At 56.1% G+C, this 12,579-nt stretch carries 15 protein-coding genes; 11 read left to right on the top strand and 4 right to left on the bottom strand.

What is annotated here, in order from left to right; genetic code table 11:
- The first annotated feature begins 1 nt into the window (after position 1).
- From NW827_RS11120 to NW827_RS11095, 6 genes are read left to right on the top strand one after another with little or no spacing between them, the layout of a single operon-like run.
- Complete coding sequence (locus NW827_RS11120) at positions 2-469, top strand: nitrate reductase associated protein (protein WP_414335726.1); 468 nt, start codon at positions 2-4, stop codon at positions 467-469.
- Positions 470-524: 55 nt separating this feature from the next.
- A complete protein-coding gene (locus NW827_RS11115) occupies positions 525-1,688 on the top strand; it encodes a molybdopterin molybdotransferase MoeA (protein WP_414404076.1) in 1,164 nt (387 codons plus the stop codon).
- A 1-nt stretch (position 1,689) separates the two neighbouring features.
- Positions 1,690-2,628, top strand: coding sequence for a GTP 3',8-cyclase MoaA (gene moaA, locus NW827_RS11110; protein ID WP_414404075.1), 939 nt, complete (start codon positions 1,690-1,692; stop codon positions 2,626-2,628).
- A gap of 4 nt (positions 2,629-2,632) precedes the next feature.
- Positions 2,633-3,700, top strand: coding sequence for a cyclic pyranopterin monophosphate synthase MoaC (gene moaC / locus NW827_RS11105; RefSeq protein ID WP_414404074.1), 1,068 nt, complete (start codon positions 2,633-2,635; stop codon positions 3,698-3,700).
- A gap of 8 nt (positions 3,701-3,708) precedes the next feature.
- Positions 3,709-3,972, top strand: a complete 264-nt coding sequence (locus tag NW827_RS11100; RefSeq protein ID WP_414359954.1) for a MoaD/ThiS family protein — start codon at positions 3,709-3,711, stop codon at positions 3,970-3,972.
- Positions 3,973-4,425 carry a molybdopterin synthase catalytic subunit gene (locus NW827_RS11095; RefSeq protein WP_414503692.1) on the top strand — a complete coding sequence of 151 codons (453 nt, stop codon included), beginning with the start codon at positions 3,973-3,975 and terminating at the stop codon, positions 4,423-4,425.
- Between the two features lie 110 nt (positions 4,426-4,535).
- Here NW827_RS11095 and NW827_RS11090 read toward each other — a convergent pair whose 3' ends face one another.
- The gene (locus NW827_RS11090) at positions 4,536-5,021 is read right to left on the bottom strand and encodes a transposase (protein WP_414404072.1); all 486 of its coding nucleotides are present in this window, start codon (positions 5,019-5,021) and stop codon (positions 4,536-4,538) included.
- Between the two features lie 674 nt (positions 5,022-5,695).
- On the opposite strand from NW827_RS11090, the gene NW827_RS11085 reads away from it, so the two are divergent.
- Entirely contained in the window at positions 5,696-6,118 is a 423-nt protein-coding gene (locus tag NW827_RS11085; RefSeq protein WP_414404071.1) for a hypothetical protein, read from the top strand.
- Between the two features lie 182 nt (positions 6,119-6,300).
- Here NW827_RS11085 and hemE read toward each other — a convergent pair whose 3' ends face one another.
- Complete coding sequence (gene hemE, locus NW827_RS11080) at positions 6,301-7,401, bottom strand: uroporphyrinogen decarboxylase (protein WP_414404070.1); 1,101 nt, start codon at positions 7,399-7,401, stop codon at positions 6,301-6,303.
- A gap of 234 nt (positions 7,402-7,635) precedes the next feature.
- Between hemE and crtE the strand changes: the two genes are divergently transcribed.
- From crtE to NW827_RS11060, 4 genes are all read left to right on the top strand, one after another.
- Positions 7,636-8,529 (top strand): geranylgeranyl diphosphate synthase CrtE, encoded by an 894-nt coding sequence (crtE, locus tag NW827_RS11075; RefSeq protein ID WP_414359943.1) that lies wholly within the window; start codon positions 7,636-7,638, stop codon positions 8,527-8,529.
- A gap of 58 nt (positions 8,530-8,587) precedes the next feature.
- On the top strand, positions 8,588-9,049 hold the full coding sequence (locus NW827_RS11070; RefSeq protein WP_414359940.1) for a divergent PAP2 family protein: 462 nt from the start codon (positions 8,588-8,590) through the stop codon (positions 9,047-9,049).
- A gap of 255 nt (positions 9,050-9,304) precedes the next feature.
- Positions 9,305-9,691 (top strand): hypothetical protein, encoded by a 387-nt coding sequence (locus NW827_RS11065; protein WP_414503691.1) that lies wholly within the window; start codon positions 9,305-9,307, stop codon positions 9,689-9,691.
- Between the two features lie 180 nt (positions 9,692-9,871).
- Positions 9,872-10,732 (top strand): DUF1350 family protein, encoded by an 861-nt coding sequence (locus NW827_RS11060; protein WP_414404068.1) that lies wholly within the window; start codon positions 9,872-9,874, stop codon positions 10,730-10,732.
- Here NW827_RS11060 and NW827_RS11055 read toward each other — a convergent pair.
- Together NW827_RS11055 and ribD are read right to left on the bottom strand one after the other, a co-directional pair.
- On the bottom strand, positions 10,696-10,941 hold the full coding sequence (locus NW827_RS11055; RefSeq protein ID WP_414359932.1) for a hypothetical protein: 246 nt from the start codon (positions 10,939-10,941) through the stop codon (positions 10,696-10,698). The genes NW827_RS11060 and NW827_RS11055 overlap by 37 nt on opposite strands.
- 431 nt (positions 10,942-11,372) lie before the next feature.
- Positions 11,373-12,479, bottom strand: coding sequence for a bifunctional diaminohydroxyphosphoribosylaminopyrimidine deaminase/5-amino-6-(5-phosphoribosylamino)uracil reductase RibD (gene ribD / locus NW827_RS11050; protein WP_414404067.1), 1,107 nt, complete (start codon positions 12,477-12,479; stop codon positions 11,373-11,375).
- Between the last annotated feature and the right edge of the window lie 100 nt (positions 12,480-12,579).

Genomic DNA, 12,579 nt, shown 5'->3' with positions numbered 1-12,579 from the left:
GATGATCTTTCAGTTCGAGCAAGACTTTGCCGATAGCCTCCGCTGCATCCCTATGGTTGTGCGCTTGAAGCTGGATCAGTGTGGCATCAAACTCAAACTACATCAGTGGCTGCGTTTTAGTCGTCAGCAGCGCCAAAGCTTGATTGACCGACCAACTGATACTGCTGCCGACCGTGCTGCCTACCGCGAGTACCTGATTCACCTTATTGAAAATGTCTGCCAAGAACAAGCTAGTGAGCTGCCTGTTGATCCAAAACCGGCTTGGGAAGATGCCACCGCAATCCCTGCCAGCGTCCTTGAGCAAGCAGCAGCCAGGGGGGTTGTGCTGACCCTTGAGCTGTGGCAAAAGCTAACGCCCTTGCAGCGCTTTGCCCTCATTAAGCTTAGTTGCTCCAAGCACGAAAACCGTAACTTTGTACCTGCCTTTCAGGAATTCTCCTCACCCTGGAGCCAAGATAAGCGCTGCTAGGGTAGGTGCAGCTCATACTCGGACACTCCATTCGTTGGCCTTACTTTCAGCGCTTATGATCAGCGTCCAAGAAGCTGAAGCCGTTATCAAAGCCCAGTGGCTGCCACCTAGAACCGAGTCGATCCCAATCGCGAAGTGCGCAGGCCGGGTTCTTGCTGAGCCGATCTATGCCGATCGTGACTACCCGCCGATTAACCGCGTCATGGTGGACGGCATTGCCATTAACTACGCTGCCTATGCCGCTGGGCAGCGCCGCTTTAGGGTTGCGGGCATGGCTGCCGCTGGGGTAAGCGCTGCCACGCTGGCCGACCCGCAGCAGTGCTTCGAAGTGATGACCGGCTGTCCCCTGCCGCTGGGTAGCGATCTTGTCGTCCCCTACGAGCAGATTCGTATCGAGCAGGGAGTCGCTACCATCACCTATGAAGTTGAGCGCAGCAGAGGTGATTTTATTCATCGACAAGGCAGCGACTGCATCGCAGGGGCACTCGTTCTCCACCCCGGCATTACCCTCAAGAGCGTTCATATCGGCATTCTAGCCTCCTTCGGCTACAGCCATGTCCAAGTCGAAGCAGCTCCCCGCATCAAACTTGTAGCCACAGGTGATGAATTGGTCTCCATCGAGCAAACTCCCACACCCTATCAACTGCGATGCTCCAACGCTTACGCCCTCAGAGCTGCTCTCCTCGCCTACGGTTACACCGAGGTCGAGATTGACCACATCCCCGATGAGCCGGCTAGCATTATCGCCCACTACCAAACTAACACCCAAAGCTATGACCTCTTGATTTACACCGGCGGTATCTCGAAGGGAAAACGCGACTACTTACCTCGAATTTGGCAACATTGTGGCGTTACTGCCTATATTCACGGTGTCGCCCAAAAACCGGGCAAGCCGATGTGGTTTGGCATTGATCATCAAGCTAACACCATTGTCTGGGGGCTACCAGGCAATCCTGTCTCAGCTCTTGTGTGTCTGCATCGCTATCTGCTGAACCGCACCGTTTATTCCGGCTATCTGGGTGAGACCATTACCTTTGAGCCTAATCTCACTTTTTTTGTACCTGCCAAGCTTGGTAGCAACCAAGCCCTCACACTAATCATGCCTCAGAGCTCTGGCGACTTTGTTGCTCTGGCAACCAGCGATGGCTTTGTAGAGCTCCCCCAAGATCAAGTGGTCTTTAAGGCTGGCGAAGTCTTTTTATTCTATCCCTGGTACTAGGATGCAACTAGTTGATCAATGGAACCGCCGCATTCGCAAGCTGAGGGTCTCCCTGACCGATCAATGCAACCTGCGCTGTCGCTACTGTATGCCCCTGTATCCTGAGTTCATGGACAAAAGCAGCTATCTAAGTCCGCAGCAATACAAAGACATTATCGGTGAGCTGCTGGACTATGGCATCGAGGAAGTTCGTATCACAGGTGGCGAACCCCTGGTTCGGCGCGAGTTTGCCGAAATCATGCAGGGGCTTGCTGAGCTGAAAATTCCCTCCCTCAGCCTCACGACTAATGGACTGCTGTTGCACCTCTACTGGGATGTCCTTAAAGCTGCCAATGTTCATAATCTGAACATCAGTCTCGACAGCCTTCAGCCTGCTACTGAAGCCTGGATCACACACCGAGACTGCCTTGCCGATATTCTTCGTAATATCCGGGAGGGTATTTCTCAGGGGTTTAGCATCAAGCTCAACACAGTTCTGATGCGCGGCGTCAACGATCATGAGCTGTTTGATTTTGTTGAATTTGCTCGCGAGACAGGTGTGACAGTTCGCTTTTTGGAGCTGATGCGGATTGGCTATGCCAACCATATTTATGATGAGCGCTACATTTCAGCACAAGAGTGTATTGCTCGCCTAAAGGAACGCTATACCCTAACCCAGCTGCCGACGGTACCCGATTCTACAGCATTCTACTTCACAGTCGATGGGGCTGCCAAAATCGGATTTATTGCCTCCGAGTCGCAACCTTTCTGCAGCACCTGCTCGCGCTGGCGCTTGACCGCCGATGGACGTCTTTTTGCTTGCCTATTTACCGAAAACGGCTTGCCAATCCGTGATGTGACACCAGAACAACGCCGACAGATTTATCAACAGCTTTTAGGGATGAAGCCAATGCGCAGGATCGAGCAGGTTTTACATCCGATGTACAGTTTAGGGGGCTAGATCTATGGGTGAGGCTGATCGTGTATGGGCGCATCTTGATGCTCAGGGCCAACCGCAGATGGTGGATGTCAGTAACAAATCTGCATCTTTGCGAGTAGCGACAGCTCAAGCAATAGTTCAATTGCCGCCTGCTTTGAGTACATATATTGTTGGTCAAGATATTTACCTTGAGAAAGGAGTGGTGTTTCAGACAGCAGTTATCGCGGGTACTATGGCTGTTAAAAAGACTGAGCAACTGATCCCCTTTTGTCACCAGATTCCCGTCGAGAGCTGCACCTTTGATATCAAAATTGATGATCGTTTGCTTGTAACTATTCACTGCACTGTCAAAACTAGCGCCAAAACAGGCGTTGAAATGGAGGCCCTCTGTGGTGCTTCGGTAGCGGCGCTGACGATCTACGACATGTGCAAGTCGGTGTCACCCCACATCTGTATTCGAGACACCCGCCTAGTGACCAAGTCCGGCGGCAAAAACGCCCTCCTGGAGCGTCCTCTCTACGGTCTGGTACTCACAGGGGGTCAGAGCAAGCGCATGGGCCGGGATAAGGCTCTGCTGAACCACACTGGCAAACCCTATGCTGCCTATCTCTATGAATTGCTACAACCCTACTGCCAGCGAGTTTATCTATCAGCGCGTGCCGGTCAGTGGTTGGGTACGCCACTGGAGTTGCTGCCCACGCTGCCGGATCAAGTAGAAAGCGTTGGCCCAATCAGTGGTCTGCTGACTGCCCTGAACACCCATCCCGAAGCTAACTGGTTAGTTGTTGCTTGCGATCTCCTCAATCTGCAAGCAAAGACAATCCAAAAGCTAATGGAGCACTATCAAGCTGAAACGGTGGTGACCTGTTATGCTAACCCCAAACTTGGCTTTCCAGAGGCTCTCTGTGCAATCTATACTCCTCAGGCTGCAGCAGTGCTGAGGGCTGCCTATGCAGCCGGGGTATACTGCCCTGTTAAAGTCCTTGGCAGCCAACCCTGTACCCTAGTCACTCCTGACTGTGAGGCCGAACTGATGAACGTCAATACCCCAGAGGAGTATGCTGCCTTTGAACGTCTTTTAAGCCCAAGGTAATCGAAACTATGACAACTCAGTCCATCCTGACCAAAACTGTAACTATCCAGTATGTGGCGATGCTGAGGGAGCAGGCTCAACGAAGTAGAGAAGTGCTCCAAACCAATGCATCAAGCTACCTGGAGTTGTATCAGCAGGTGAAGGCAAAGTATGGCTTCCCACTGGCAGCGAAAGATATTAAAGTTGCTGTCAATCACGAATTTTGTGACCTAACTAGTCCGGTTGACGACCACGCCTTCGTAATTTTTATTCCGCCAGTCTGTGGAGGTTAGATGCTGCGGTTTTTGATTAGTGACACTGCTATCCAAACAACCGAGCTCAGCCGCTTACTTGCCGATAGCACAGCGGGTGCCCTCGTAACCTTCGAGGGTTGGGTACGCAATCACAACAGGGGAAGGACTGTTCTCAGCTTAGAGTACGAAGTTTATGAAATCCTCGCCGAGAAGGAGGGCGAAAGGATCCTCCGGGAGGCCTGCTCTAAGTTCAATCTCTGTGGCGCTATCGCCTGTCACCGTCAGGGCCATCTTGCGATTGGCGACATCGCAGTGTGGGTTGGTACTACCGCTGTCCATCGAGCTGCTGCCTTTGCTGGAACACGCTACATCATCAATGCCATCAAGCATCGGCTGCCAATCTGGAAAAAAGAGTACTATCGTGAAGAGGAACCGCAGTGGGTTTTGTGCCAAAAAACACCCTCGCTATTCGAACAATCATTTGATGAATAATTTCTAGGCTTTCTAGGCTGGCGTTAGAGAGTGTCATTGTTTGAACCAAGAGCAGTGTGGGGATCTCTAGCATGGACTTGGCCAAGCGGTGGTTCTTCACCTGCAAATCCTCATACGCCACGACGTTGTTCGACAAAGCGCTCTGCACCGCCAGAGGCGAGCACCACGTACCGGGCCAGCTTCATAGCCCAGTCTCTACGCTGGCGCTGGACTTTCAGGTGTACCTTGCCCAACCTCTTTCTCCATTTCTGGTAGAAGTTCCGCTCAGCTCCCTTGACGAATATCCTGCTCAACTTGCGTTGATGTCTTTTCAGCCGCTTATCGCTCCGGCGCAAAAACTTGGGACAATCTACCGTGTTCCCCTTGCGGTCGGTGTAGAAGTGGTGCAGCCCCAGATCGAGACCCACCACCTGGCCGGTGTACTTGCCCTGGGCCCAGCGCTCTCTGTCCAGGCAGAACTGGGCGTAGTATCCATCCGCTCTGCGCACCACCCGCACCCAGTTGATCTTGGAGCCGAGGATAAGCTGTCTGGCTTTGCCGTTGCAGTACAAGGCAAAGGTACCTGCCTGGTTGCCGTCGGTGAAGGTGATGGCCATCCCGTCAGGTGAAAGTTTCCACCCCGACTGCTTGTATTCAAAGGATACGAATGGCCTCATTCAGAGCTTGGTACTGCTCTGGTGTTCCGTTGAGTAGCTTGGCTTCCCTAGCTAGCATGCAACATCACATGCTCGAGCGGATAAGAAAAACAGCGCTTCATCCCCATAGCTAAAGCTAGGGGCCTTCGCGCATCACTTTCCGGGCAAATGAAAGGGATAGCCGGGAGCCATCCTGGGGCAGAGGTTCGGTCTCAATGGGCTGTCCCCACCATTACCTACAATATCTAGTGTCTCAAACCCTTTAGCTGCCTATTTTCCCCCAATATACAGGTGAAAATTTGCTGGCTATCGACCAGCTTCCCTTGTCCTTTACCTTGGAGATACTTGAAGGAGGAGATCTGTGCCCCTTTTTGGAAAGCTGTGGTACATTCGAGGGAGGGCAGAGCTAAGCCTTTTCTCATCTTGGTTGGCTGAGGCTCTCGGGTTTTGTTTGCTCCAGTCTGAGAGTTGTGGGGGATTGCTATTTTCTAGAGGATTTGCGATGATTGGTTAGCTGTTGTTGAGCATTACTTCTAATTGCTTCTTGGCTGTTGTCAATCCGCTTGCTCCTCAAGACCAACTGCCCCATGACAGACACTCGTCCTTGGGCCCCCTGTATCGTAGATAACGGAATTTTGGTTAACAAGCGTGACATTTACCGTCTTTTGTCGGATTTGGGGCGGGTTCGCTACTTCGATATTGTCGAGGGTCAGGTGCAAAGGCAGGGGGAGGGCTATGTGATGGAGGTATTTCAGGATGCAACCGCAGCTACCTTGGTGGCCAACCGCAGCCTTTACCTAAACCTCAACAGCTTTGACTACGCCTGCTTACGCGATCCCTCCCCCGCGGAGCTAGCAGAGGGGGACACGGAACGGCCCAGCGTGGTCATTGACTTGGTTCGGGAGAACCGCATCTTGCGTTTGGTGCCTCTGTCGGATCCGCTGTCGGATCCCGCGCAACTGTGGGCGGATACTCGCGCGTTGCAGGCGGCAATGGCAGACGCCTTGGCAGCAAGCTGGAGGCTGGAAGAGGAGGGCGGCTCTTTCGAGCTTGATTGAGGGTAATGACTGGCTGAGCTCTGCGGACGGGAGAGATCTCAAGAGGAGGCAGACTCCAACAGGGCAAAGGTGAGCGCTCTGGGGGGCTGCCTTTGCAAACTCGTGGCTGGCTTGTCAATTGCAGGGCTACTCAAGAGCCCCGGCTACTGCTTTGCGGAAGCAAGCTGCAGCTGGGGGGTGGTTCACAGGGCTTGCGAAGCAGCCCTCAGGAGCTCGGGGGACTGGCGTACTGTTTCGAAGAAGTAGTGGACATTAGCTTCAGGGGTGGCTGGGTGAACCCCGTGTCCCAGGTTCATGATGTGCCCCCGGGGTCCCGCCTTCTGAATCACCTCCAGGGTGCGTTGGCGGATCAACTCCGGCGATCCCAGCAACACCATCGGATCGAGGTTGCCCTGGACAGCCAGGGATCCTAGGCGAGCCCTGGCTTCTGCCATGTCGCTCATCCAATCGAGGCTAAACACATCGATACCAGCTTTACCCACCCGCTCTAGCAAACCAGCGCTGCCGTTGATGTAGAGGATCAGCGGCACGTGGGGATACCGAGCCTTGACCTGCTCCACCACTTGCTTTTGGTAGGGCAAAGCCCAGGTTTCGTAGTCGCTGGGGCTGAGCTGCCCGGCCCAGGTATCAAACAACTGCACCACCTGGGCGCCACTCTCAATTTGGTAGATCACGTAGCGGGCAATGCTATTGGCCAGCTTGCTCAGCAGCTGGTGCAGAAGCTGAGGCTGGGTGAAAGCCAAGCTCTTAATGTAGGCATAGTCTTTGGAGCTACGCCCCTCGACAGCGTAGCAGGCCAAGGTCCAAGGTAAGCCAACAAAGCCCAGCAGGGTTGCCTTCCCTTCCACCTCACGGCGCAAGGTAGTGAGGATAGTTTTGATAAAGGGCAAGCTTTCTTCTGGCTCTAGGGGTCGGATTTGCTCAATTTGGGCCTGGGAGCGAATTGGCGGGTCGATAATCGGCCCCTGGTTCTCCACCAGCTCAAAGGCAATGCCCATGCCCTCGAGGGGAGTGAGGATGTCGCTAAACAGGATCACGCCGTCGGGGGCAAAGGCGCGAAAGGGTTGCAAGGAGATCTCGATGGCCAGCTCCGGGATCTCACAGCGCTGCTTGAAGGTGTACTTGCTCTGCAGCTCGCGGTAGGCTGCCATGTAGCGGCCCGCCTGGCGCATCATCCAAACTGGCGGGCGATCCACCTCTTCCCCGCGGGCTGCCCGCAGTAGGCGATTGCCATCGCCATTGGTAGCAGGAGAAGCGCTAAGGTAGGCAGGTGAGTGGGACATGAAAGACCAAGCAGGTGAAGATCCTTAGTGAATCCTGACATCGAGATGACAAACAGCGCAAGCTCATCCTCCAGAGATCCCGGCACTTTCCTCCCTAGCTATCCTCGCCATAAGCCCCAGTAAGCTTTTGCAGCTTGGAGGGGCTAGAGCGTGGATCCCGAGTTCGAGCAACATGCGATAATGTCAGCTGCCCGCCAGGGATCCCGCTGTTGCTGAGTTAAGAGGAAATCTCCCTTGGTTGCCCAAACCTTCGACCTAGAAACCTATCTAAGCCAGCGGCAGCAACAGGTGGAGGAGGCGCTTTCAGCTGCAGTTAGGCCGGCATACCCAGAACGCATCTATGAGGCAATGCGCTACAGCCTCTTGGCAGGAGGGAAGCGCCTTAGGCCCATCCTCTGCCTGGCAGCCTGTGAGTTGGCCGGTGGCTCTGTGGAGCAGGCTATGCCCACTGCCTGCGCCCTGGAGATGATCCACACCATGTCGTTGATCCACGACGACCTGCCGGCAATGGACAACGACGATTTTCGCCGCGGCAAACCCACCAATCACAAGGTGTTTGGCGAGGATATTGCCATTTTGGCGGGCGATGCCCTGCTGGCCTATGCCTTTGAGCATATTGCTAGCCAAACGCGAGGGGTGCCGCCGCAGCGAGTGCTGGAGGTAATTGCCCGCATTGGCCATGCGGCTGCGGCAACTGGCTTGGTGGGAGGCCAGGTGGTGGATCTGGAGTCGGAGGGCAAGGTCATTTCCCTGGAGACCTTGGAATACATCCACCGCCACAAAACTGGCGCTCTCCTGGAAGCGGCGGTGGTCTCGGGAGGGATCCTCGCAGGGGCCGATGAGGAGCTGCTGGCCCGCCTCGGCCACTACGCCCAGGATATCGGCCTGGCTTTCCAGATCGTGGACGACATTTTGGATATTACCGCCACCAGCGAGCAATTGGGCAAAACGGCAGGTAAGGATCAAGCTGCCGCCAAAGCTACCTATCCCAGCTTGTTGGGCCTAGAAGCTTCCCGGCAGAAGGCCGAGGAGCTGATCCAATCGGCTAAGGAGGCGCTGCGTCCCTACGGATCCCAAGCTGAACCGCTGTTGGCCCTGGCCGATTTCATCACTCGCCGCCAGCATTAGAGGGATCCCTCCTGCCCCCCGTGGAGACCTTGCTCCTGTTCCTGCGCCGGAGAGCCCTATGCTGCAACAGTTGATGGCTAATCACGTTCTCTGGGTTGCTCTGCTGGCCAGTGTGTTAGCCCAGGCCATCAAGCTAGTCCTAGCTTATGTGCGCTCGGGCAAGCTCAACCTGCGGGTCTTGGTGGAGACGGGGGGGATGCCCAGCTCCCATGCGGCGCTGGTGACCGCTTTGGCCGTGGGAGTGGGGCTGGAGGAAGGTTGGGATAGCCTCCTGTTTGCGGCAACAGTGGTCTTTGCTTTGGTAGTGATGTACGATGCTGCTGGGATCCGCCAGGCCGCTGGCAAGCAGGCGCGGGTGTTGAACCGCCTTCTGGAAGAATGGCTGGAAGAAAAGGGCGCCGATCGCTTCCAGGAGCCCTACTTGAGGGAGTTGCTGGGCCATACGCCCCTCCAGGTTCTTGCCGGGGCAGCCCTGGGGGCAGCTTGTATCACGTTGTCTTTTGCCCTGGGAATCAACTGAACGCACTTGAGGCATGCTAGAGCAGGAGCATCACGGGTGGTCATGGCCTCCAGTTCTCAACCGCGTCCTCTCCAGCGCTGCCCTTCCTGCGGTAAGCCAATCCCGGCCTATCGGTACAAGTCTCCCTACTGTGACCACTGCGGTTGGCGAGCTGGGGCAAAGCCGATCCCTCAAAAGAGGGGAGCGAAAGCTCAGGGGAGTAGGATTCAGCAACAGCTGCAGCGCCTTAACCTGCCCCCTCTGCTGCAGCCACTTTTGAAGTTCGACTTTTACCTCTACCTAGGCTGGGGGATTAGCCCTCTGTTTCCCCTACTGGTGGATCGACCGCTGCTGGCTGAGTCGAGCTATCTGTTGGCCATCCCGCTAGTAGTAAGCTGGGGACTGCTGTATTTGGCGGTGCGCAATCAGCCGCTGCCTCAGGATCTGCGGCTGCCGCGTCTAATGGTGGATGTGGCGTTTATCCTGCTGCCTTTCTTTCAGAAGATTAACGTCTCCCAAGGTTCCAACCGACCCTACTGGAATGCCTTGCTTATCTGGGTTATCGGGATCCTGCTGGTTGCCGCTTTGCGGTTGTGGAGCTTTAGCCTGCTCCTGACAGCCTTGCTGTTGCTGTTGACCAGCTTCTGCACGCTGCTGTTCTAAAAACCTCCCTCTTGCTGGGGGCCCTCTGGATTGCCCAAGAAGCCTATCCCCTTGGGGAGGAGGGGGCTACCCCCTGACTTGGCTAGGGATCCAAACCCGTCGACTCGGTAGGATAGAGTGGGATCCCGCTAGTAACAGCTTGTGGGGCCTATTCAACATTGCGGGCGGGGGTGCAGCGCCGTGACACTGACTTGGCAAACAGACGGAGAGACTTGGTTGCTTCTGCCTCCCCAACCCCGCGCCGTGATCCACTTTCTGGGCGGAGCGTTTGTGGGATCCGCCCCGCAATTTTTCTACAGCCGTCTGTTGGAAGAATTGGCCCGCATGGGCATGGCCGTTGTGGCTACCGCCTACCCCACCGACATTGATCATGCCCAAATTGCTTTCAAGGCAGCCCAATCTTTCCATAGAAGCCTGCAGAGCAAAGGTTTGATGGGGTTGCCCCTCTTTGGCTTGGGCCACAGCCTTGGCGGTAAGCTGCAGATCCTTTCCTGCCTAGCCCTTCCTTCTTTGGGATCCCAGCGGCGCGGCAATATTTTTTTGGCCTACAGCAATGCTGGGCTAGCGCGGGCACTGCCAGTGTTGCAGGCCTTGGCCCAGGCGTGGCCCCAACAACAACTCAGCGATCTGTGGCGGATGTGGATGGGATCCTCGTCGCCACCCGTGAATTTGTGGCTAGAGTTTGAGCCTTCTCCAGCAGAGACCAATCGCCTCGTTGAAGAGGAATACCCAGTTAGGAACAACCTGCTTGTTGAGTTTCAGCGGGATGATATCGATGATATTCCGCTGCTCTACCAACAGCTTTCTCGCAAGTACGGAGAGCACACCGAATGGCAGTGTCTCGAGGGGGATCACCTAACTCCACTGGGCTTTAGCTATCCTTTCCCAGTTGGGCAAGAGTTCAGCCCTATCGACGCTTTCACACAGTTGCTCTACCAAAACTTGCTTGCCCCCAACTATCTCATGATCCAGCGTATTAAAGCCTGGTTGTTAGCCCAACTGGCCTATTCGAGCCAGCTGAGATCCGAGAGGAGATCTTGAACATAGGAGGAAGAAGAGTGGGCTTGCAGAGGAAACAACAGGCGTAGGATATCGCTCATCAGGAAGTAACAGGTCAAGACGCCGCCAGCAGCCATGGCTACCAAGGTTCCCGCCAGCATGCGCGAGAACTCCTGGCGCTGGAAAGCTTGCTCCATCAGACGCAGCGCCCAAAATCCCAGCAGGATAACGATGGCAAGGATAATCAACATATCGTAATCTGCGCTGCAATTTAGTGTAACAACACTGCTGCTGACGTGTCATTGGCAAAGAGACGCTGAAGTTGCCTTTCTGGGAGAGAAGGTCGGACAACAGGCGGTTGGGCTGCTGCTTGGGCTAGCTAGTCCCTTGGCGACTGCCCGACTAGGGCTCCCTTACACTGGATCCAGCCTCAAGGGTTTGGATATGGCACGGCAAAGGCGTAGCTCCCTAGCTCTCCAGCGTTCTCTTCAGGCCTCCCTGAAGCGGCGCAGCCAAGCGCTTAGTTGCCGCAGCAAGCTTATTTACCGCAACACCCGTTTGCTCTACCAGCGCAACCTGCTCCTCTACCTGCGCAATTTGCTGGTGCAATATCGGGCCAGTCTTCTCTATCTCCGAGCTAGGCCAGTAAGCCGAATTCCCCGGAGTCGCTAAAACAACTGTCTCAGCGGGTAGAGGGGGAGGGGGCAAGCTTTCCGCTAATGAGCCAGTTGTCTCCCAAGGTCTGCAGTTGCGGCTCCAGCAGTTGCCAGCTCTGGTTGACGTCAGGGATCCCTTCGCCTGCTACCGGGGTTGGTGCGTTGGCCCCCCCCAGGAGCTTGGGAGCAATGAAGGCAGCCACCTTCTGGATGGCTCCATCCTTGAGGGCAGCCCAGGCCAGGGTGCCGCCGCATTCCCAGAGGGCGCTCAGACAGCCTCGCTCAAAGAGAACCTGCGCTGCTCGAGCCGGGGTTACTTGATCCAGGTGCAGCAGCTCCACCCCTTGCTGGGCCAGGGATCGCCAGAGGGGATGGGTCTCGGTGGCTTCTGTCATCACCAAAGTTGGCGCCTCCTCCACCTGCCAGAGGTGGGCCACGGGGGGTAGGTTTAGGGAGCGGCTGAGAACCACCCGCAGGGGCTGGGATCCCTGAAAATCCGGCAGGCGGCAGGTCAGGCGGGGGTTGTCGTGCCAGACGGTTTTGGATCCCACGATGACCGCGTCGTGCCAGGCCCGCTGGCGGTGAACCCACTCTCGCGCCAGGGGGTTGCTAATCCACTGGCTGTGGCCGGTGACGGCAGCGCTCTTGCCGTCTAGGGTCATGGCGTATTTGAGCAGGCCAAAGCACTGCTTCCGCACAATGGCAAAGGCAAAGCCCTCGTTGAGCTCTTGGCACTCCCGCTCCAGCACTCCCACGGTTACCTCGACCCCGGCCTCCTGCAGGCGGCGGATCCCTTTGCCGGCCACCAGTGGGTTGGGATCCTGCATCCCCACCACCACCCGCCGGATCCCGGCAGCCAGGATGGCCTCAGTACAGGGAGGGGTGCGCCCGTAGTGGTTGCAGGGCTCTAAGTTGACGTAGAGGGTAGCGCCCTTGGCCAGGGATCCCGCCTGCTGCAAGGCCAACACCTCGGCGTGGGGCTGGCCGGCTCCCGGATGAACGCCTTCCCCCACCACCTGATCCCCCCCGACAATAACGCAAGCTACCCGCGGGTTAGGGGAGGGGCGCTGTGGTGTGGAGCGAGCCAAAAAGAGGCAGCGTTCCATCCACTGCCGGTCACACTCGAGGGGCATGGAAGGAGGCCTGGGCCTGCACCGTTTAGGCCAGCATTGCAACAACCCGTGCCTCGAATTCTATCGGCTTCTTGGCCCAGGGATCTATCTCGCCGGCGGC

Origin of the sequence: Synechococcus sp. H70.1, from assembly GCF_047502705.1 — a bacterium.
Taxonomy (GTDB): domain Bacteria; phylum Cyanobacteriota; class Cyanobacteriia; order Thermostichales; family Thermostichaceae; genus Thermostichus.
This window is presented reverse-complemented; position numbering and strand designations above follow the sequence as displayed.